This window comes from Streptomyces sp. NBC_01478, from assembly GCF_036227225.1.
In the GTDB taxonomy this organism is placed as follows: domain Bacteria; phylum Actinomycetota; class Actinomycetes; order Streptomycetales; family Streptomycetaceae; genus Streptomyces.
This window is the reverse complement of sequence record NZ_CP109444.1, coordinates 843,205-863,398: the sequence shown is the minus strand read 5'-3', so window position 1 is coordinate 863,398 and position 20,194 is coordinate 843,205. Positions and strand designations below refer to the sequence as shown.

General features: G+C 71.5%; 21 protein-coding genes. 6 read left to right on the top strand and 15 right to left on the bottom strand.

Annotated features, from left to right (window positions below; translation table 11 throughout):
* Positions 1-46 precede the first annotated feature (46 nt).
* The 4 genes from OG223_RS03795 to OG223_RS03780 all read left to right on the top strand — a co-directional run bounded on the left by OG223_RS03795 (position 47) and on the right by OG223_RS03780 (position 3,251).
* Positions 47-1,444, top strand: coding sequence for a condensation domain-containing protein (locus OG223_RS03795; protein ID WP_329242307.1), 1,398 nt, complete (start codon positions 47-49; stop codon positions 1,442-1,444).
* A 474-nt stretch (positions 1,445-1,918) separates the two neighbouring features.
* Positions 1,919-2,077 carry a hypothetical protein gene (locus OG223_RS03790; protein ID WP_329242304.1) on the top strand — a complete coding sequence of 53 codons (159 nt, stop codon included), beginning with the start codon at positions 1,919-1,921 and terminating at the stop codon, positions 2,075-2,077.
* Between the two features lie 119 nt (positions 2,078-2,196).
* Complete coding sequence (locus OG223_RS03785) at positions 2,197-2,889, top strand: DJ-1/PfpI family protein (RefSeq protein WP_329242302.1); 693 nt, start codon at positions 2,197-2,199, stop codon at positions 2,887-2,889.
* Positions 2,890-2,945: 56 nt separating this feature from the next.
* Positions 2,946-3,251 carry a hypothetical protein gene (locus OG223_RS03780; RefSeq protein ID WP_329242299.1) on the top strand — a complete coding sequence of 102 codons (306 nt, stop codon included), beginning with the start codon at positions 2,946-2,948 and terminating at the stop codon, positions 3,249-3,251.
* A 68-nt stretch (positions 3,252-3,319) separates the two neighbouring features.
* Here OG223_RS03780 and OG223_RS03775 read toward each other — a convergent pair whose 3' ends face one another.
* Entirely contained in the window at positions 3,320-4,255 is a 936-nt protein-coding gene (locus tag OG223_RS03775; protein WP_329242296.1) for an ADP-ribosylglycohydrolase family protein, read from the bottom strand.
* A gap of 56 nt (positions 4,256-4,311) precedes the next feature.
* Here OG223_RS03775 and OG223_RS03770 point away from each other — a divergent pair, with 56 nt between their 5' ends.
* Positions 4,312-4,833, top strand: coding sequence for an adenylate kinase (locus OG223_RS03770; RefSeq protein WP_329242294.1), 522 nt, complete (start codon positions 4,312-4,314; stop codon positions 4,831-4,833).
* A 4-nt stretch (positions 4,834-4,837) separates the two neighbouring features.
* On the opposite strand, the gene OG223_RS03765 is transcribed toward OG223_RS03770, so the two are convergent.
* From OG223_RS03765 to OG223_RS03715, 11 genes are all read right to left on the bottom strand, one after another.
* The gene (locus tag OG223_RS03765; protein ID WP_329242291.1) at positions 4,838-6,013 is read right to left on the bottom strand and encodes an acyl-CoA dehydrogenase family protein; all 1,176 of its coding nucleotides are present in this window, start codon (positions 6,011-6,013) and stop codon (positions 4,838-4,840) included.
* A gap of 66 nt (positions 6,014-6,079) precedes the next feature.
* Entirely contained in the window at positions 6,080-7,165 is a 1,086-nt protein-coding gene (locus OG223_RS03760) for an MSMEG_0565 family glycosyltransferase (protein ID WP_329242288.1), read from the bottom strand.
* Complete coding sequence (locus OG223_RS03755; RefSeq protein WP_329242285.1) at positions 7,162-7,998, bottom strand: carbon-nitrogen hydrolase family protein; 837 nt, start codon at positions 7,996-7,998, stop codon at positions 7,162-7,164. Before OG223_RS03755 ends, OG223_RS03760 begins: the two co-directional genes overlap by 4 nt.
* Entirely contained in the window at positions 7,995-8,849 is an 855-nt protein-coding gene (locus OG223_RS03750; RefSeq protein WP_329242284.1) for a carbon-nitrogen hydrolase family protein, read from the bottom strand. The genes OG223_RS03755 and OG223_RS03750 overlap by 4 nt, the downstream gene beginning before the upstream one ends.
* The gene (locus OG223_RS03745) at positions 8,846-10,312 is read right to left on the bottom strand and encodes an MSMEG_0567/sll0787 family protein (RefSeq protein WP_329242281.1); all 1,467 of its coding nucleotides are present in this window, start codon (positions 10,310-10,312) and stop codon (positions 8,846-8,848) included. The genes OG223_RS03750 and OG223_RS03745 overlap by 4 nt, the downstream gene beginning before the upstream one ends.
* The gene (locus OG223_RS03740; protein WP_329242278.1) at positions 10,282-11,373 is read right to left on the bottom strand and encodes an MSMEG_0568 family radical SAM protein; all 1,092 of its coding nucleotides are present in this window, start codon (positions 11,371-11,373) and stop codon (positions 10,282-10,284) included. Before OG223_RS03740 ends, OG223_RS03745 begins: the two co-directional genes overlap by 31 nt.
* A gap of 10 nt (positions 11,374-11,383) precedes the next feature.
* Positions 11,384-11,905 carry an MSMEG_0572/Sll0783 family nitrogen starvation response protein gene (locus tag OG223_RS03735; protein WP_033279770.1) on the bottom strand — a complete coding sequence of 174 codons (522 nt, stop codon included), beginning with the start codon at positions 11,903-11,905 and terminating at the stop codon, positions 11,384-11,386.
* Positions 11,906-11,947: 42 nt separating this feature from the next.
* Complete coding sequence (locus tag OG223_RS03730) at positions 11,948-12,763, bottom strand: amidohydrolase family protein (RefSeq protein WP_329242274.1); 816 nt, start codon at positions 12,761-12,763, stop codon at positions 11,948-11,950.
* A 14-nt stretch (positions 12,764-12,777) separates the two neighbouring features.
* On the bottom strand, positions 12,778-14,094 hold the full coding sequence (locus tag OG223_RS03725; RefSeq protein WP_329242270.1) for an MSMEG_0569 family flavin-dependent oxidoreductase: 1,317 nt from the start codon (positions 14,092-14,094) through the stop codon (positions 12,778-12,780).
* Positions 14,091-14,396: an MSMEG_0570 family nitrogen starvation response protein gene (locus OG223_RS03720; RefSeq protein WP_329242266.1), complete on the bottom strand. Its 306-nt coding sequence runs from the start codon at positions 14,394-14,396 to the stop codon at positions 14,091-14,093. The genes OG223_RS03725 and OG223_RS03720 overlap by 4 nt, the downstream gene beginning before the upstream one ends.
* Positions 14,397-14,540: 144 nt before the next feature.
* A complete protein-coding gene (locus OG223_RS03715) occupies positions 14,541-15,032 on the bottom strand; it encodes a hypothetical protein (RefSeq protein ID WP_329242263.1) in 492 nt (163 codons plus the stop codon).
* 201 nt (positions 15,033-15,233) lie between these two features.
* Here OG223_RS03715 and OG223_RS03710 point away from each other — a divergent pair, with 201 nt between their 5' ends.
* Positions 15,234-17,375, top strand: coding sequence for an MMPL family transporter (locus OG223_RS03710; RefSeq protein WP_329242260.1), 2,142 nt, complete (start codon positions 15,234-15,236; stop codon positions 17,373-17,375).
* On the opposite strand, the gene OG223_RS03705 is transcribed toward OG223_RS03710, so the two are convergent.
* Genes OG223_RS03705 through OG223_RS03695 form a run of 3 tightly spaced genes read right to left on the bottom strand, consistent with a single transcriptional unit; the run spans position 17,361 to position 20,193 of the window.
* Positions 17,361-18,656, bottom strand: coding sequence for an NAD(P)/FAD-dependent oxidoreductase (locus OG223_RS03705; protein ID WP_329242257.1), 1,296 nt, complete (start codon positions 18,654-18,656; stop codon positions 17,361-17,363). The two genes, OG223_RS03710 and OG223_RS03705, sit on opposite strands and share 15 nt — an antisense overlap.
* Positions 18,653-19,447 (bottom strand): amino acid ABC transporter ATP-binding protein, encoded by a 795-nt coding sequence (locus tag OG223_RS03700; RefSeq protein WP_329242255.1) that lies wholly within the window; start codon positions 19,445-19,447, stop codon positions 18,653-18,655. The genes OG223_RS03705 and OG223_RS03700 overlap by 4 nt, the downstream gene beginning before the upstream one ends.
* A complete protein-coding gene (locus OG223_RS03695; RefSeq protein WP_329242252.1) occupies positions 19,444-20,193 on the bottom strand; it encodes an amino acid ABC transporter permease in 750 nt (249 codons plus the stop codon). Before OG223_RS03695 ends, OG223_RS03700 begins: the two co-directional genes overlap by 4 nt.
* Between the last annotated feature and the right edge of the window lies 1 nt (position 20,194).

Genomic DNA, 20,194 nt, shown 5'->3' with positions numbered 1-20,194 from the left:
TGCCCGGCGGCCTCCCGTGGGCAGGCGAACGGAGAGCCCTGTGCGCATGAGTGACCTTCAGCGGTGCGAGATCCGGCCCGGACGACTCGTCGAGTGGACGCTGCACCCGGCGGCCGTAGGAGCTGCGCGGGCCCTCCCGGACGACGCGCGGCCACCGGCGTACGTGCAGGAGTCCCACATCCGTACGGCCCGATCGGTGCGCGAGGACGGACTGTTCGTGCCGACCTGGCTCGGTACCGCCTTCGACATGCCGGGGCGGATCGAACTCGACGTGCTCCAGGGCGCGTTGCGGTCCTGGATGCTCCGGCACGAGACGCTGCGCAGCGGCTTCCGGTGGGCCGGTGACGAGATGCGCCGCTTCACCCTGGACGCCGAGGCGGTGGCCCTGCACCGCGAGGACGTGGGGGAGTTCGCGGACGCGGGGACGCTGACCCGGTACCTGCAGGACCGCTTCGATGTGACGGCGGACGCGCTCACCTGGCCCAACTTCCTTTTCGCGGCGGTCGTGCGCGACGACGGCACGAGCGTCTACCTGGCGTTCGACCACAGCAACGTCGACGCCTACTCGCTGCACCGCATCGCGGGCGAGGTCCACGAGCTGTACGCGGCCGGCCTCGCCGGGAAGTCGGTCGAGTCGGCGCCCGTCGCCAGCTACATCGACTTCTGCGCGGGCGAACGCACGGACGCCGACCGGATCGACGACACGCACACCGTGGTGTCCCGTTGGCGGGAGTTCATCGCCCGCTGCGACGGCAAGCTGCCGAACTTCCCCGTCGATCTCGGCCTCGACCCCGAAGGGCCGCTGCCCACCCAGAAGTTCCTCCAGGAGATGCTCGTCGACGACACGGACGCGGCGGCCTTCGAGGCGTACTGCCGCCCGTACGGCGGAAGCCTCGTCGGCATCCTGGCGGCCGTCGCCCTCGCCGCCCGCGAGATCAGCGGCCTCGACGTGTACCGCACCGTCGTCCCCTTCCACACCCGCGCCAAGTCCCGCTGGGCCGACTCCGTCGGCTGGTACGTGGGCGGCGCGCCGATCGAGATCCCCGTCCAGCACGCTACCGACTTCGACCACGCCCTGCGCATGGTCCGCGCCACCCTCCGCGAGAACCGCCCACTGGCCCGCATGCCCATCGCCCGCGTACTGCGCCTGCTGGGCGCCGACTTCAGGCCCACGTCACCCGACCTGTACTCGATCGTCTCCTACGTCGACTCGCGCGCCCTGCCCGGTTCGGAGCGCTGGCAGGAGCTGAAGGCGTACGGACTGATCCGGGTGTCGTACGGCGACCAGGTGTGCGCGTGGGTGACCCGGGTCCACGAGGGCCTGCAGTTCGCCTGCCGTATCCCCGACAACGTCATCGCGGACAAGAACATGCGGCTGTGCGTGGAGCTGGTGCGGGAGCAGTTGGTCGCGGTGGCCCGGCGGGCGTTGGCCGTGCGTCTCTAGCCCCTCCACATACGGCTGTTGTGGCCGCATTCGACTTGGGGCACGGGTACCGACGGGCGTACCCGTGCCTCATGTGCCTCACTGCCCCATGTCCGAACAAACATGTGCTGCAGCACCGTTGACCGGCCGGACGGACGGGACCTACGTTCTTTGCAACGCGAAAGCGCTTGCCATGTCGTCCGTCCCCCCACCCTCCGCCGGACCGGGTAACAACTCCTGACCTCAGACAACGATGTCCACGCCCCACTCAGGAGGCATCGCCATGACGCCACCCGGTTTCCGGAGACGAGCTGTCCTCGGCGCCGCCGCGGGCGCCCTGTTCGCCCCCCTCCTCGTCGGCTGTTCCGACGGGCGCTGACCGCGCTCGCGGCGGCGGGACTCGTCGTCGCCCTGCGCGCCGCCGCCGATCCGCAGGCGGCGCGCGGCCGGCGCCCGGCCCTGGACCGGGCCGCGACACGCTCCGTCGCCGATCCGATGGGCTCCGCGCTGATCGCTGCGGCGGTCGGGCTGTGCGTCGCGTTCCTGTGGATGCTGCCGCTGCTCGCCCTGCTGCTGCCCGGGCCGCTGGCCTTCGCGATCACGGCCGTGGAACTCCGGATCGAGCCTCCCTCCGGCACGGATTCAGCAGGGTGACGAGCGTGGCGGGATCCCGTCGGAGCCTGTCACCGAGCCCGCTGGTCGCCTCCCGCGCGCGCTTCTACCGTCGAGGGACAGGCCGGTGATCGCCGGCCTCCCTCTGCGGAAGACGCCTTATGCACGTCCAGATCGTTCTGTTCGACGGCTTCGACCCGCTCGATGTCGTCGCCCCCTATGAGGTCCTGTACGCGGGCGGCAGCGCCTCGGGTGGTGCCGTGACCGTGGAACTGGTCTCGGCCGAAGGCCCCCGGGACGTCGTCAGCGGTACCGGTGGTCTGATGCTGCGGGCCACCGGCGCACTCGACCCCGCCCGCTCCGGCCTCGTCCTCGTGCCAGGAGCCTCCGGCCGGGTCGGGGAACCGGGCGAGGTGCCCGACGTCGACGCCGACGACGAACAGGACTGGCAGCAGGACGAGTTCATCCCCGTCCTGCTCGGACGCACCCTGACCACCGGGCTGCCCGGTCTGCTGAAGTCCGCCATGGACAATCCGCGGATCACCATGGCAGCGGTCTGCGGCGGCTCGCTCGTCCTCGCCATGGCCGGGCTCATCGAGGGACGCAACGCCACCACCCACCACCTCGGCCTGGACCTGCTCGAAGCCACCGGCGTGCACACCGTCCACGCCCGGGTCGTCGACGACGGCGACCTGGTCACCGGCGCCGGCGTCACCTCCGGCCTCGATCTGGGCCTCTACCTGCTGGAGCGCGAGATCGGTCCGCGGACCGCCCACGCCGTCGAGGAACTCTTCGCCCACGAGCGCCGCGGTACCACCTGGCGGGCACGGGGTCCCGCCCCCGTCACCCTGTGACACCCGATCGACCCCCGTACCGACTCCACGACTTCACCGGCAAGGAAGAACCACCCATGTCCATCGAAGGCGTCTGGGACCTGACCATCGCCACCCCCGTCGGCCGTATCAAGCCCGTCGTCGAACTGCGCCGGGAGGGCGGGAAGTTCACCGGCTTCGCGCACGGCACGGGCGAGGAGGTCACCCTGCGGGACGTCGTCGTCGACGGCGACCGGATCACCTGGAAACAGGCGGTCACCAAGCCGCTGCGCCTGAACCTGACCTTCACGGTCACCGTCGAGGGTGACACTCTCACCGGCACCTCGAAAGCCGGTCGCCTCCCCGCCTCGAAGGTCACCGGACGGCGCCGACCGGGGCCATGAGCCGTGCCGGACCCGAGCGCAGGACGCGACAGGCGACGCGCGACCACGTCGAAGAGCCGCTGTCCGATCTACACGCCGCCCTGGCGGGCCGCCGCGAGCGAGTCCCAGCCGCTCCACGCGGGGATCGCCTCGCACGCCTCCCGCCAGGCGGACGGGACACCGCCCGTGCCGGTGCGGGCCGCGACGACACCACCCGCGATCGCACAGGTGGTGTCCCGGTCGCCCCACCCGGCGACGGTCTGCCACAGCGCCTCGGGCAGGTCGTCCGGATGCCCCGCGGCGGACCACAGGGCGAACGGCACGGTGTCCGGAGCCGAGATCAGCGTCCCCGAACCCAGCACGGACGCCGCGTGCCGGACCGACGTCCGCTCGGAGAAGTTCGCGGCGACCAGCAGGCCGGAGCGGACATCGCTCTCCGGCACATGCGAGGCGACCTCCCGCAGGAACTCGGTGCGTGGCGCGGCCTGTCGACCCTCCCCGGCGGCCGCGAGCGCGGCGGCGACCGCCACGGCCACCGCCCCGGCGACGGCCTCCGGATGGGCGTGGGTGGCCAGCGCGGACAACTGGGCCTGCTCGGCGGCGACCGCGAGATCGTCCCGGAACCAGGCGCCCAGCGGCGCGACCCGCATCGCGGCACCGTTGCCGTAGGACCCCTGTCCGCCGAACTGCCCGGTGGTGACCGCCCGCCAGTCCTCACCGCCGCCGATGCGCCGCAGCACGCCGTGCATGGACGGGCCGTACTTCCGCCCCGGCTCCCGCTCGTACTCGGCGGCGAACTCCCGTGCCAGCGCGTCCGGTCGGACCTCGCCGTGGGCCACCAGATGCGCGAACAGGACGAAAGCCATGGCCGAGTCGTCCGTCCACAGCCACGGCACGGGGCGCAACTCCCGCGCGGCCCACAGCTCCTGGGCCGGCTCGTCGGAGCGCGTGAACCAGCCGTCACCGAAGGCGTCCCCGATCACCAGCCCGTCGAGGGAGGCGTGGGCGTGACGCGGACTGCTCATGGTGGGGCTCCTGACAATGATCGGCGGGCTCGGCACATCGTAGTTAAGGTGCGGGAATGGAACGGGTCTTGGTGGTCGGGGCGACGGGCGCGGGCAAGTCCACGCTGGCCCGAGGCGTGGGCGAGCGGCTGGAGCTGCCGTACCACGAGATGGACGCCCTGTACTTCACCGGCCCCGGCTGGGCCGTCAACGAGCGCCTGACCGACGACGTTCTACGGCTCACCTCCGCACCCCGCTGGATCATCGACTCGATCGGCGCGCCCGAAGTCCGCGATCTGCTCTGGGAGTTGGCCGACACGGTGATCTGGCTGGACTACACGAAACGGGTGATCATGCCACGCGTCCTGCGCCGCTCGATCCGGCGCACGGTCACCCGCGAGAGCGTCTTCGGCGGCAACAGGGAGACCTGGGCCGGGTGGTTGAGCCGGGAGCACCCGGCCTGGTGGGCCTGGTCGCAGCACGCGGGCAGGCGCGCCGAGATCGAGCGCCGTACGAACGACCCCCGCTTCGCGCCGCTCAGCACACTCCGGTTCGTCCGTCCCCGCGACACCGCGGCCTGGTTCGCGTCCCTGGGGTGAGCCGTCAGAGGAACGGCGTGCCCGCGTCCAGCCCGGAGAGGACCCGGCCGTAGAGCTCCAGGTTGGTGGTCGGGTTGACGAACGAGTGCAGGCTCAGCGCGTGCAGATCGCGTACGGCCCGCTGGACGGGGACGTCCCGGTGCAGGGAAGAGGCTCCCGAGGCGGAGGACAGCAGATCCACGGCCTCCTTGCACAGCCGCGTCGAATAGCCGCTCTGCGCCCGGATCCTGGCCCGCTCCGCCTGCGTGTACGACACGCCGCTCTCGGCCACGGCCTCGATCCGCGCGACGAACTCGGCCGTCAGCAGCTCGGCGCAGGAGATCTTCAACGCCGCCTCGGCGACCTGGAGATGGGTGACGCCCGCCTCGTACTGCCGCTCGTGGAAGGTGTAGGTGATGCCCCGCCGATGGATCCGCTCGGTGAACTCCGCGAGGGCCGCCCGGGCCAGACCCAGCGCGTTCGGCGCCGTCCAGGCGCAGAACAGCAGCAGGACCGGCATCCGGTAGAAGAGGTCGTCGGCGTTGGCCTTCGAGGCGAACTCGCCCGTCAGCAGAGGTCCGACGGGCAGGACGCGGTGCGCGGGCACGAACACGTCCCGTGCGACGACGCTGTTGCTGCCGCTGCCCGCCAGCCCCGAGACGTACCAGTCGTCGAGGATCTCCAGATCGGACATCGGAACGGCGGTCCACAGCAGCTCAGGTGGCCCGCCGTCGGACGCGACCCGGGTCGTCAGCAGATGCCAGTCGGCGTTCTGGCAACCGGTGGCGAAGGCCGACGTGCCGTTGAGGAGATAACCGCCGTCCGCCGCGACCGCGACGGCGTCCGGGACGAGCGTGCCGCCGATCCGCACGTCGGGACCGGTGAAGATCTCGTCCTGGGCCTCGTCCGGGAAGAGCGAGGCGATGAACGAACAACCCGCCTGGATCAGCGCCATGAAGCCGGTCGAGCCGCACCCGGCGGCGATCTCGCCCAACACCTCGACCTGCGTGCTCAGCCTGCTCTGGTAACCCCCGTACCGCCGGGGGACGTTCATCCGGTACACCCCGGCGTCCGTCAGCGCCGACACCACGTCCTCCGTCACCCTGCGCTCCTGCTCGGTGCGCAACGCGCGCTCGCGGAGGAGGGGTTGTATCGCCCGTACGCGTTCGACGAGGCCGGCATCGGACGGGGGCGGAGCCATGGGCGACCTCCGAGCACTACGGGCCCTCACCGTGACGCGGATCGCACACGGTGTCAACGCCCGTGCTCAGGAAGGTGAGTTGAGGGAGCGGTAGAAGTCGAGGTGGCTACGGGCCGCGGTCTCCCAGGTGTGGCGGGCGGCCAGCTCCCGTCCGGCCGATCGTCGCGCCGGGTCCTCGACGGCGAGGGCGTGACCGAGTTCCGCGGCGAGCTCCTCGGGGGTGGCTCCGAAGCGCGCGGCGGGCCCGAACACCTCACGCAGCACCGGCAGATCCCGCACGACCAACGGAACACCCGCCGCCAGCGCCTCCATCGCCGCGAGCCCGAAACCCTCCTTCAGCGAAGGGAACGCGAACGCGTCCGCAGCCGCGACCAGGGACGGCAGCCCGCCCTCGTCGACCTGCCCCAACACCACCGGATCCACGGCGAGTTCGGCGGCCCGCGCCTCCCAGCTCGCCCGGTAGTCGCGGTAGTCGAACAGCGTCTCCCCGCCCGCGATCACCAGCCGGACCTCGGGACGGTCGGCGCGCAACAGGGCGTAGGCCTCCAGCAGGTCCAGTGAACCCTTGCGGGGTTCGATACCGCCGACGGTGAGGACGTACGGTCCCAGACGGGAGCGCCAACTCGCCCGCGCGGCAGGGTCGGTGGCGGCGAAACGGTCGTAGGCGACCCCGTTGGGGATCACTCGCGCGTCGATGCCCCACCCGTCGGCCAGCTCCCGCGCGACCGCCCCCGACACGCACACGTGCGCGTACGGCTCGACGATCGCCCGCTCGTGGCAGGCGGCCAGTTCGGGCGTGGTGAAGTGGTCGAGGTGGTGGACGGTGCGGACGCAGCGGCCGGCCGCGTTGGCGCTGATGCAGTCCTGGGCGTGGACGACGTCGTAGGGCGTGGGGTCGAAGGCGGAGCGGAGGACGGCGATGGAGCGCAGGATGCGTGCGCCGACCGTCTCGCCGGGCGGGCCGTCCGGGAACGGCACGATCTCGACCCGTACCGCCGGGTTCACCGGGCGGAAGAAGCCCGCGTCGCCGCCCCGGCCCAGGGTCCACACCGTGACGTCCTCGCCCAGCGCCGCGAGTGCCTCCGCGAGGGCGAGGGTGTGGACGACTCCGCCGCGCGGCCTGGTCGAGTAGCTGAGCAGGGCGATCTTCACGTACGGGACTCCCGGTAGGCGTCGGGGCGGCGTTCGTCGAGGTGGCGCAGGACACGGCGGGCCCGGTCGGTCTCGGCGGCGACGTCGATCTCGGCGACGGCGAGTCCGGCCTTTGACCAGGTGCGGGCGAGGATGTCGCCGCCGGGCCCGACGACCTTGGCCTGGCCGAGGAAGCGCATGCCGCCCATGGCGCCGGTCTGGTTCGAGGAGGCGAGGACGACCTGGTTCTCGGCGGCGCGGGACTGGTCGTAGAGGTCGAAGAGCCGGGCCTGGCGGTCCTGGGCCATGCGCGGGGCGCGGTTGGTGATGCTGGTGGGCCAGGCGGAGAGGCAGGCGAGGATCTCGGCGCCGTCCAGGGCCAGCGAACGGGCCGACTCCGGGAACGTCTTGTCGTAGTCGATGAGCATGCCGAGCCGCCCGACAGGGGTGTCGAAGGCGTCGAAGCGGTCGCCCGCCGTGTACGCGGCGACCTCGCCGGCCGGGAGGTGGACCTTGCGGTGCCGGCCCAGGATGCCGTCGCCGCTGACGCAGACCGCCGCGTTGTAGCGCTCGGTGCCGCCGTCCTCGCAGTAGCCGACGCACACCACCATCTCCGCTGCCAGGCGGGCGACTTGGAGGATCAGCGGGTCGTCCGGCTTGAGGGCCGGGGGCAGGGTCTGGGGGTCGGGGTCGCGGAGATCGGCGAGATAGCCGCCGAGGGTGGCGTCGGGCAGCACCAGCAGCCCGGCGCCCTGGCCGCGGGCGTCGTCGACGAGTTTGGCGACGCGGGCCAGGTCGAACTCCAGGTCGCGGCCGAAGTGGGCGGCCGCGGCCGCGATCCGGATGGTGCTCATGCGGTGACTGCTCCCGGGGCTGGTCCGTAGGTCTCGGGCCGCCGGTCGCGCAGGTGTCCCATCGACCGGCGGGCGGTCTCCAGGGCCTGTGCGACGTCGAGTTCGGCGACGGCGATGCCGGCGGTCACGCCCGTGTCGGCGAGGATCTCACCGCCCGGGTCGACGACCTTGGCACTGCCCACGAAGCGTAGCGACCCGAACGTGCCCGACTGGTTGGCGGACAGCCACACGATCTGGTTCTCCAGCGCGCGGGCCCGGTCGAACAGGTCGAAACGCCGCTTCCAGCGGTCCTTCTCCAGGTCCGCGCTCGCGTTCGTCCGCGCACCCGGCCAGGCCGACACGCACACCCCGATCTCGGCACCGTCCAGCGCCAGGGCCCGGGCCGACTCCGGGAACGCCTTGTCGTAGCAGATCATCATGCCGATCCGGCCGACCGGGGTGTCGAAGGCGTGGAAGCGGTCGCCGGACGCGTAGCTGGCGTCCTCGCTGAGCGGCTGGTGGACCTTGCGGTGGTTGCCGAGGACGCCGTCGCCGGTGACGCAGACGACGCTGTTGTACTGCCGTCCGTCCTCGGCGGCCTCGCAGTATCCGGCGACGACCGTCAACTCCCCGGCCAGGGCGGCGAGTCGGCGGATCTCCGGGCCGTCGAGGGCGAGTGCGGGCGGGCCCTCGTCCAGGGCGCTGTCGTCGTCCAGGCTGAGCAGATAGCCGCCCAGGCACGCCTCCGGCAGCGCGAGAAGTCGCACTCCCTGCTCGCCGGCCTCCTTGATGAGCCGTTCGGCGATCGCGAAGTCCTCTTCGAGGTCGCGGCCGAACTCGGCGGCCACGGCCGCCATCCGCAGCGTGCTCATGCCGTCCCCATTCCGGTCACCGTCGAGGTGACCGCTTCGGTGATCTCTCCGTCCGGCCAGCGCAGCCGGACCCCCTGACCGGCCGTCAACTCCCCGCACACGGCGCCCGTCGCGGGCCCGGCCGGCAGTGCCGCCGCGTCCGGCTCGTCGGCGGTGAGCATCCCGAAACCCGGGAAGCAGGTCAGCCAGTCGCCCATCGAGGCGTCAGCGGGACGTGGTACCTCGGCCATGTCGAGCACCGCACCGCAACCGCTCGCCTCGGCGAGCATCCCCAGTGTCCCGGCGATCCCGGCCATCGACACGTCCTTCGCGGCGGCGGGCCGTGCGACGGCCACCGCCCTTGTCATCGTGCGCAGTTCGTCCGTACGGCGCCGGGTGGTCGAGTCCCACTGGCGGCCCCGGTAGCCCGCGCGCCAGTTGCCGCCGAGGTCGGCCGTGAGCCGTACGGCGTGTCCGGGCCGTCCTCCGCCACCGGGCACGGGCCGGTCGGTGCGGCCGAGCGCGGTCACCGACAGGGCGGCGGGGACGCCGAGTTGGGTGTGACCGCCGAGCACCGGGACGCCGTAGGCCTGTGCGGCCCGGGACAGTCCGGCGAGGACCAGCGCGGCGTGCGCGGCGTCGCGTGCCCCCACCGCGTCCAGCAGCCCGACCGGTGAAGCGCCCATCGCGGCAAGGTCGTTGACGTTCACCAGGACCGCGCACCAGCCCGCCCACTCCGGGTCCCGCTCGACCATCGACGGCACGATCGCGTCGCACGCGGCGATCACATCGGTGCCGGGGACGGGCGCGCCGTCGTCGCCGACGTAGCCGGGCGGGGCGGGGAGGGCGGCGAGCAGGGGGCCCAACGCGGCCTTCGCTGCGGCGACTTGGGCCGCTATCCGGTCGATGGGCCACCGCATCAGGACGTGCGGGGTGCCGGCGACTTCCGTGGTGCGCACGGATCGCCAGCCGAGCCGCCGGAACAGCACCTCGTTGCGGGCCTGCACGGTCGCGTCGAACCGCAGGACGCCCTCCGCCTCGGCCCGTGCGCAGGCCGCCCTGACCAGTGCCGCGCCGATCCCCTGCGGGCCACGGGCGCGCGGGGCGACGACCAGTCGGCCGCCCTGCCACCGGCCGAGGTCGGGACCGTCGTCGACCGGGCCCAGCCGCACCCCGCCGATCACCGTGCCGTCGGGGGCCCGGGCGACCAGCACGACGGTGCGGGCGTCGGCGTCACGGTCGTCGAGGTCGTCGCCGGTGAAGAGCCCCTGCTCGTGGACGAAGGTCTCCGTGCGCAGCCGTCGGTAGGTGGCCAACTCCGCTTCGTCGGCGGCCTGTTCGATGTGGAACGCGGGGCGGCGGGCGAGGGTGCTGCGGTCGCCGAGCAGCGCCAGGATGTCGACCGGCCCGTCCGTCACGAGGGGTGCCGCGGAGCCGTCCAGGTACATGGACATCACCCGCCCGCCGACTGCAGAACACTGCACGCGCCGCAGGCCGCGCAGCCCGCCTTCTGGTCGGCGCCTGTCATCCCGGCGGCGCGAAGTTTCGCCGCGACGCCCTCGGTGACGTACGTCAGGAGTTCGGCGCTCGGTGCCGGAATGCCGTCGCGGGCCGCGAGCGTGCCGGCCATCGGACGGAACGGGACGACGAACGGGTACACCCCTCGGTCGATCAACTCACCCGCGCCCGCGATGAGTTCGTCCGGGTCCTCGCCGAGCCCGACGAGCAGATACGTGGAGACACGGTTCGGCCCGAAGACCCGCACCGCCTCGTCCCAGGCGGCCTCGTACTCGGCCATGGGGACGGTCGACTTGCCCGGCATCCAGCGCCGCCGCACCTCCTCGTCGAGGGACTCGACGTGGATGCCGATCGCGGTGGCACCGGCGTCGTGCAGTTCACGGATCCAGGCGAGGTCGCCGGGCGGTTCGCACTGCACCTGGATCGGCAGGCCCGGGGCCGCTTCGAGGACGGCGCGCACGGAGCGGACGAGATTGCGCGCGCCCCGGTCGGGGCCGGTCGTCGTGCCCGTGGTCATGACCATCTGCTTCACGCCGTCCAACCGGACCGCCGCTTCGGCGACTTGGGCGAGCTGTGCCGGTGTCTTCGCGGCGACCGCCGCGCCCGAGCGCAGGGACTCCTCGATGGTGCAGAAGCGGCAGCGGTCCGACTCGGCGTAGCGGATGCAGGTCTGGACGACGGTGGTGGCGAGGACGTCGGCGCCGTGGAGACGGGCGATGTGCTCGTAGGGGATGCCGTCGGCTGTGGTCAGGTCGTAGAACTTCGGGCGGTTCACGGCGGTCAGGGCGAGCCCGGTGTCCTGGTCGCCCAGCCACACACTGCCGTCGCGGACGAGGTAGGGGCTGGCGGGGTTGGTGGGCAGCGCGGCGTTGGCACCGTCGACGAGGACGTGACCGTCGCCGCTCGGACCCGCGCCGTCGGGCCGCCGTACGGGGGCGTCCAACGCGACGCCGTGCAGGGCGAGTTCGGCGCGGGTCAGGATGCGCACATCCACCGCCGTACTCGTCGATTCGGTGCCAACGCTCACAGCGGCCCCCTTAGAGCTGGTAGGTCGAGTTGATGATGGCGCCCTTGCGCGCGTAGTGGATCAGCGCGTCCTGGACGTCGAGCGGGTGGGTCGGGATGACGCCCTCGATGAGGTCCTCCTCGCGGGCGCCGTGCAGGGAGAGGCCGAAGCGGCAGCAGAAGACCTTGCCGCCCTCGGCGATGAACGTCTTGAGCTGGTTGTTGATGTTGTGCTCGCCGGGGAAGGCCGAGTTGCCGGTGGTCGGGAAACCGCGCGTGGCAAGGCAGTTGAGGGAGCCGGGGCCGTAGAAGTAGATGGCCGTCTCGAAGCCCTTGCGCAGGGCGCGGGTCGCCTGGAGGACGGCGACGAACGACACCGACGACTCGTGGGCGATGCCGTGGACGAGCGTGAAGTAGGTCTCGCCGTCCTCGGCCTTGTAGTCGGGGAACACCTTGGTGGCGCCGTAGATGCTGGTGCCGTCGGGGAGGGACGGGTGGGGGATCTCGTTGAGGGACTGCTGCTCGATCTCGCTGAGTTCGACGGTTTCGGACATGGCTGTCTCCTTGTGCGTGCCGGACTGGAGAGGGGAGGTCGGTCAGTCGTAGAGCGCGGCGAACGTGTCCCTGAAGACCAGGTCGCCGAGTTCGCCGCCGCCGGTCGCTTCGGCGAGGCGGGCGTATTCACCCGTGAAGTCGCCCCACGGCTGGTCGCTGGCGAAGAGCACCCGGTCGTGGCCGATACCGCGGCGCTCGATCTCCCGGGCCAGCCAGCGGGGAGTGAAACCGATGGCCCAGGAGAGGTCGGTGTAGACGTGCTTGCCGGCGGTGATCCAGTCGAAGAACCGGGAACCGGCGAGCTTGATGTGGCCGCTCATCCCGCCGCCGAAGTGCACGAGATGGACGGGGACTTGATCGGCGTACCAGTCGACCAGGTGGCCGACCTCGTCGATGTCGGAGGCGGCGCCGGGGGAGGTGTGGACATGGACCACCAGCCCGTGCCGGGCGGCCTCCGCGAAGATACGGTCCAGGTGGGGGCGGCAGGCCGGGTCGGTGGGGCGTCCGCCGAGCAGGAAGCTCAGCTTGAGGGCCTTCACGCCCCGTTCGCCCGCCAATTCCAGGGCCTGTGCGGTGCGTTGCTCGTCCTCGGGGCGCGGGGAGACCCACAGTCCGGCCCGGATGCGGTCGTCGGTCTGGGCGGCCTCGATCGCCAACTCGTTGAAGGAGAAGGCGATCGCGGGGTCGGGGACGCCGTAGTTCGGGATGACCAGGGCGCGTTCGGTGCCCTCCGCGTCCAGGTCGGCGACGAGCTGCTTGACGGTGGCGCGGGCGGTGGTGTCGGGGTTGACCGGCGGGCCGCCGTAGAAGGGGTAGGCGGGCAGGACGCCGATGTGGCGGTGTGCGTCGTAGACCATGGTGTTCCCGTTCCTCAGCCGATCGGGAGGGCGGAGGCGAGTTCGGTGGGGGCGCCGGTGAGGGTGCCGCAGACGTCGGCGAGGCGGCGCGAGGCCTCGATGTGGTTCGCGAGGAACTCCGCGTCCCTGCCCACCGCTTCGAAGCGGCCCGAACCCCACGAGTGCTGCCAGGGCAGGCCCAGGAAGTACAGGCCGGGGACGCTGGTGGCGCCGCGCCAGTGCATCGGGTAGCCGCGGCCGTCGAAGACCGGTGCCTCGATCCAGCGGTGGTCGCGGCGGAACCCGGTGGACCAGACGACGGACGTGATGTCGGCCTGGACCAGGTCGAGTTCACGGGGCTGGTCGTCCGGCTCCCACACCGGTACGTAGCGGGGCTCGTCCGGTGCCGCGATGCCCTGCGCGGTGATGTGGGCGTCGATGGCGTCCTTGATGCCCTCCGCGACGGCGTCCGCGTGGTCCAGGTTGACCTTGAGGTCGTCGGCGAACTCCAGTGCGCCGCCGCCGACTTCGGTGAGCCGGCCGTACAGCCGCATACCGTCGCGGGCGAAGGCGCGCAGGTCGATGTCGCGGCCTCCGTCCCGTCCGGTGACGTAGTGGTTGACGCGCATCCGGACCGCGCCGGCGTCGTCGAAGTCGTCGATGCTTTTCGCGTAGTGGCCCATCTCGTCGAGCCAGGCCACACAGTCGCGGCCGCGGTAGAAGCGGGCGACACGCGGCGCGCTGCCCACGGCCAGATGCACCTGGCGTCCGGCGAGGTGCAGGTCCTCCGCTATCTGGCAGCCGGACTGGCCGGTGCCGACCACCAGGACGGCGCCCGGGGGGAGTTGGGCGGCGTTGCGGTAGCGGGAGGAATGGACCTGGGTGACGGAGTCGGGCAGTCGCTGGGCCATCGGGGGGAGGGAAGGGGTGTGGTAGGGGCCGGTCGCGATCACCACCTGGTCGGCGGTGAAGTCCCCTTCGGTGGTGGCGAGTTCGAAGGCTCCGCCCGGGGAGCGCCGCAGCCTCGTGACTCTCACGCCCTCGACCAGTGGCGGACGGAAGTGGGCGACGTAGCCCTCCAGGTACCGCACGATGTCGTCGCGGACCATGAAACCGTCGGGTTCGTCACCCCGGTAGGGGTAACCGGGCAGCCTGCACTGCCAGTTGGGGGTCACCAGACAGAAGGAGTCCCAGCGGCGCTCACGCCACTCGTGTCCGACCCGGTGGGCCTCGACGACCACGTGGTCGATGCCGCGTTCGCGCAGTTCGTGGCTGACCGAGAGACCCGCCTGACCGCCACCCACCACGGCCACCGGGAAGTGCGCGCCGGCCAGCCGTACGGCCGGGCTCATCGCGGACTCCCGTCGGCGCCGAGGAGCGACTCGACCGTGACCTTGGCGCCGCCGACGTCGCCGTACGAGGCCGCCGTCCGTTCTATGCGCGCCAGTTGGTCGGAGGCGCCGGTGCAGTGGAAACCGAACTTCTCCCGCACTCGCTCCCCGGCGATACCGAGGGCCGTACGGCTGCGCTCGACGAATTCGGCGAGCTCGTATTCGGCGCCCGGGGTGAAGTAGTCCTCGACTATCGTGGAGGGGGAATAGCAGCGCTGGGTCAGACCGTCCGGCCAGCGCACATCGAAATACATCTCGGGCATGACATCCTCCATGCCGCGCGCCGAGGTCCTGCCACCTCGCCGCTCTCCATGGCGACCAACTTCAGCCCTGGGGATTTCCGAACGAAGTCATCGGGAACAAAGGGGAGTTGCGAAAACCTCACCGTTGCCCCAGGGGCAAGGCGGCTATTCGTCGACCCCCGTCGCGGTCGCCGCGGACGGCCACTGCGCGAGCGAGATCATCCCGAGCACCCGATGTATCAGGTAGAAGGCCAACGGCAGTTCGGCGAAGACCGCGAGGGCCGCGGCCGACCAGACGTCCGCGGTGCCGATGGCGAGCGACACGTCGAACCACGCGTCACAGATCAACAGCGCCGCCGAGGAGACCGCCGCCACGATGACCGCCCGGTGCCGCCGCCAGCCGAGCAGTGCGGTGGCCGCCATCGCGAGCACGAGCAGGACGTCGAACCCGACCCAGGTCGTCCGCCACTGGTGGACCTCGTAGGCGGACGGCAGCGTCACCGCCAGCAGGACCGTCCAGGGGACGAGTCCCACGGCGCAGACCGTGAGCAGTTCCAGGGTGTGGCGCCGATGCCGCCGTACCCGCTCCAGTGTGTCCGGCGTCGGAGTCGGGGCCTCCGTCACCTGGCGTATGTCGGCCTTCGACGCGTCGTTCACCTTGACTGCTCCGTTCTCAGGAGTCCGGCGATGATCCGGTACCGACAGGCTAAACAGCCCTGCGCTGTGCTCTCTTCCCGAGGGGCGCGAACGCGGATTCTGTGCCTCCGGATCCCGTCAATCCGGATGGATTATCCCGATAGCGGATGAACGGGGCGGCGGGCTAGACTCGCGCAACCTACGAACCGGGGAAGGTCCGGCATGGGACGGTGGGCCGAATTCGTTCTGCGTCATCGCAAAGTGGTGGTGGCGTTCTGGGGTCTGGTGCTGATCGCCGGCATCGCGCTGGCCGGCCGGACCACGGACCGGCTGACGATCGACTTCTCCCTGCCCGGCCAGCCGGGCACCGTGACCGCGCACAAGATCGAGAAGGCCTTCGGCAGCGGCGGAGACACCAATCCGTATCTCGTGGCGGTCACCCTTCCGGCCGGACAGACCGTCACCGGTCACGAGACGGACGTCGGGCGCGTGTTCACCGCCGCGGGTACGGCCGCACCGGGACTGCGGGTGATCGACGAGGCGAACACCGGCGACAAGGCGTTCCGGACGAAGGACGACCGGACCGCCTACGCGCTGGTCTTCTACCGGTTCAACCCGTCCCCCAGCCAGACGCTGCTGACCGACCCGATCCGGACGGCGGCCGAGAAGGCCATGCCGGCCGGCGCGAAGGTCGGCGTGACGGGCGAGGACCCCCTCGCCTCCGGCGGCGACGACGGGGGCGGTCCCGGAGTGCTCGGCGAGACGCTCCTCGGCGCCGTCGGCGCACTCGCCGTCCTAGCCTTCGTGTTCGCGTCCTTCCTGGCCCTGCTGCCGCTGCTCGTCGCCGCGGTGTCGATCCTCGCGACCTTCGTGATGCTGCTGCCGCTCACCTATGCGACCGACGTGTCGTTCATCGTGCAGTTCCTGGTCGCCCTCATCGGCCTGGGCGTCGCGATCGACTACTCGCTGCTCTTCGTCACCCGCTGGCGCGAGGAGCGCGACCGCGGCCGGGACAACCACGACGCGGTCGTGGTCGCGATGGAACACGCCGGGCACGCGATCGTGTTCAGCGGCGTCACGGTGGCCATCGGCCTGCTCTCCCTGGTCGTCCTGCCGGTCCCGTTCCTGCGCAGCATGGGCTACGGCGGCGCGCTCATCCCGCTCGCGAGCGTGCTGACGACGCTCACCCTGACCCCCGCGATCCTCGGCGGCATCGGACCGAAGGTCGACTGGCCGAAGATCCGGCACGAGAACCGGGCGAGCCGCTTCTGGAGCCGCTGGACCGCCGCCGTCGTACGCCGCCGCTGGATCGCGGCCGGCGCCGCGCTGGCCGCGCTCGCGGCCCTGGTCGGCGTCTTCCTCGGCATCAAGATCGGCCTCGCCTCCTCCGAATCACTGGCCAAGAACGGCTCGGCCTACGACACCCTCCAGACCCTGGAGCGCGGCGGCGTCCCGACCGGGGCGCTGACCCCGATGGAAGTCCTGGTCAGCACGGACCAGGCGAAACCGGTCGCCGCCGCGCTCGCCAAGGTCGACGGCGTGAGCAGCGTGTTCGTGCCGACCGGGACCGCGGGCAACCGGGGCGGGCAGAGCATCGTCGTCGTCATCCCGGACACCGAGACGGTCAACTCGCAGAGCGTCGACGTCGTCAGACGGGTCAAGACCGCCACCGAGCACCTGCCCGGAGCCGTCGGCGTCGCCGGGGTCGGCGCCGCCCAGATCGACTTCCTGCACGCCGTCTACGGCAACTTCCCGCTGATGCTCACGATCATCGCGCTGCTGACGTACATCCTGCTCGTGCGCGCCTTCCGCTCCCTGCTGCTGCCGCTGAAGGCGGTCCTGCTGAACCTGATCTCCCTGGCGGCGACCCTGGGCCTGATGGTGCTGTTCTGGCAGGACGGCCATGGTTCCGACGCGATCTTCGGCATCGCCGCCACCGGGGCCGTCACGTTCTGGATCCCGATCATGATCTTCGCGTTCCTGTTCGGGCTGTCCATGGACTACGAGGTGTTCATCCTCTCCCGCATCCGCGAGGAGTACGACGCCGGCCTCTCGACCGACGAGGCCGTCGTCGAGGGCATCGGCCGCACCGGCCGGCTGGTCACCAGCGCCGCACTCATCCTCTTCCTCGCCTTCGCCGCGCTCGCCTCGGGACCGGGCACCGACCTCAAGACCCTGGCGACCGGCCTCGGCATCGGCATCCTGCTGGACGCGACCATCGTGCGGATGCTGCTCGTCCCGTCCCTCGTCTCCCTCTTCGGCGGCTGGAACTGGCACCTGCCCGCCTGGGCGGCCCGCCCGCTGCGCGTACAGCCCTCCTCCCCGCACCCGGAACGGACCGAGCCGACGTCACCCACTGGCTGAACCCCCGCCCCAAGGCGCCCTGTCGAAGCGGAACGGCATGAGGACGTCGGGTCGGTGACCGGTACGGACGTATGCGGCGAGGGTGCGGCCGGTGACCGGGCCCAGCGTGACGCCGAGCATGCCGTGTCCGGTCGCCGCGAACGCGTTGTCGTGCCCGGGAACGCGGTCGACGACCGGGAGCCCGTCGGGCAGGAAGGGGCGCCCACCGACCCAGGGATCGCGGATGAGGCTGACCAGGTCGTCCGGGTCGTCGAACCAGCGGCCCAGATACTGCCGGCTGGCGAGCGCGACGGCGACGATCCGGCGCCAGTCGAGCCGGTTGTTGTTGCCGCTCAGCTCCATCGTGCCGCCGATGCGGGTGGTGGCCCCGATCGGCGAGGCGACGGCCCTGCGTTCGCCGAAGTACAGCGTGTGCCGGGGCGCCGGATCCAGGTCGACCGAGAAGCTGTAGCCCTTCCCGGCCTGCAACGGCAGAGGACGGCCGAGCGAACCCAGCAGGTCCGAGGAGCGCGTGCCGGCCGCGATGACGGCGGCCGAGCACGGGATCTCGCCGGTCGCGGTGCGCAGCGCGGTGACCCGGCTCCCCTCGGTACGGAACCCGGTGGCCTCCGTGTTCTCGTGGATCTTCACCCCGGACGCGGTGAGCGCCTCGCCCAGGGCGCGGGCGAACGCCTCCGGATCGACCACACCCTCGCCCTCCACGAGATAGGCCGCGCGGACCCGGTCGGACAGCGCCGGGTCGAGGAGGCGGGCCTCGTCGCCCGTGACCACGTCGTCCGGCATCGGATAGCGGTCGTGCGCCATCTGCCGCTGGACGGCGAGATGGTGCCGGGCCTCGGCGGGGGAGAGAAACGCGTGCACCATGCCGGGCCGGGTCAGGCCGGTCTCGACCCCGGCCGCCCGCAACCCGTCGAAGAGGTCGAACGTGGAACGGTTCAGCTCGGCGATCGCCGTGTAACCGCGCCGGAACGCGGCCGGGGTGCTGCTGCGCCAGAACCGCCACAGCCACCGTACGAACGCCGGATCGGGCAGCGGCCGTAGATACAGGGGCGAGTCCGGGCGGCCCAGGGAGCGGAGCGCGTAGCGCACCACGCCGGGCGCGGGGACCGGGGTCGAATGGCTGAGGCAGACCCAGCCCGCGTTTCCCCGGGACGCCCCCGATCCCAGCGCGCGCCGCTCGACGACCTCCACCTCCAGGCCGGACTCGGCCAGGTAGTAGGCCGTGCACAGTCCCACGACACCGCCGCCGACCACGACGACCGGACCGCCGTGCCCGGTCATGACGTGGATCCGTAGGCGGCGAGGAACGCGCGGGTGCGGGCCTGTTCGGGGTGGTCGATGACCTGTTGCGGACGGCCCTCCTCGACGATCCGGCCGCCGTCGACGAAGACGACATGGTCGGACACCTCGCGGGCGAAGGGGAGTTCATGGGTGACCAGCAGCATCGTCATGCCGTCGGCGGCCAGTTCGCGCATCACGCTCAGCACCTCGCGGGTCGCCTCCGGGTCCAGGGAGGAGGTGGGTTCGTCGAAGAGCAGCACCTCGGGCCGGAGCGCCAACGCCCGCGCGATGGCGACGCGTTGCTGCTCACCGCCGGAGAGCCGGTCGGGCAGGGCGAGACCGCGATGAGCCACCCCGACCCGCCGCAGCAGGGCGACGGCCCGCTCCAGCGCCTCCGACTCCGGTACACCGGCCTTGCGTTGGGCGACCACGACGTTCTCCACGGCCGTGAGATGCGGGAAGAGGTTGAAGCGCTGGAAGACCATGCCGACCGTGCGGCGCAGCCCCGGCAGATCGCGGCAGACCGTGCGGCCGTCGCGGTGCACCACCTCCCCGGCGACCTCGACCGTGCCCCGGTCGGGCCGCTCCAGCAGGTTCACACAGCGCATCAACGTCGTCTTGCCGCCGCCGCTCTGCCCGATGACGCTGACGATCCGGCCGCGGTCGACCGCGAGACTCACGTCGTCGAGCACGAGCCGCCCGTCGAAGGACTTGCTGAGTCCCTCGATCCGAACGACCGCTTCCGCGTGGGTGGTTGGTGTGGTCTTCGCCGTGGTGACGGGCTCGGTCATACGGCCGGCTCCTTCATGTTCGCTCCGAGGTCGGCGGCGAGCAGCGCCCCGGCCGCCCGCACCCTGCGCCGTCGCCAGGGGGAGAGGGGGACGCCCGCCCGTACCTTGCGTTCCAGCAGGAGGAGGAGCTGGGAGAGCGGATAGCACAGGGCGAAGTAGATGGCGGAGATGACCAGGTACACCTCCAGCGCACGGAACGTCGCCGAGGTGATCAGCCGTCCCTCCGACATCAACTCCGCGGCGGAGACGGTGACCAGCAGCGAGGTGGACTTGAGCAGGTCGACGAGCATGGTGTTGGTGCCGGCCAGTGCCTGCCGGACCGCCTGCGGCAGCACGATGTGGACGAAGATGCCCACCTTCCCGATGCCGAGCGCCTCACCGGCCTCGGTCTGTCCGTCGTGCACCCCGCTGATCGCGGACCGGAAGATCTCGGACAGATAGGCGGCGTAGAAGACGACGAGACTCAGGCACCCGGCGGTGAACACGTCCAGCCGGATGCCCGCCGAGGCCAGGCCGAAGTAGGTCAGGAAGATGATGGCGAGGAGCGGGATGTTCTTGAAGAGCTCCGTGTAGACGGCGGCGAGAGCACGCGCGGGCCACGCCTTGCTGAGCCGCAGCAGTGCCACGACCAGACCCAGCAGAACCGCGCCGATGAAGCTGACCACCGTGTACGAGACCGTGCGCCACAGCGCGTCGATCAGGTCGGAACGGTAGTCGGACCAGGGGACTTGGAAGAGACCCGACATG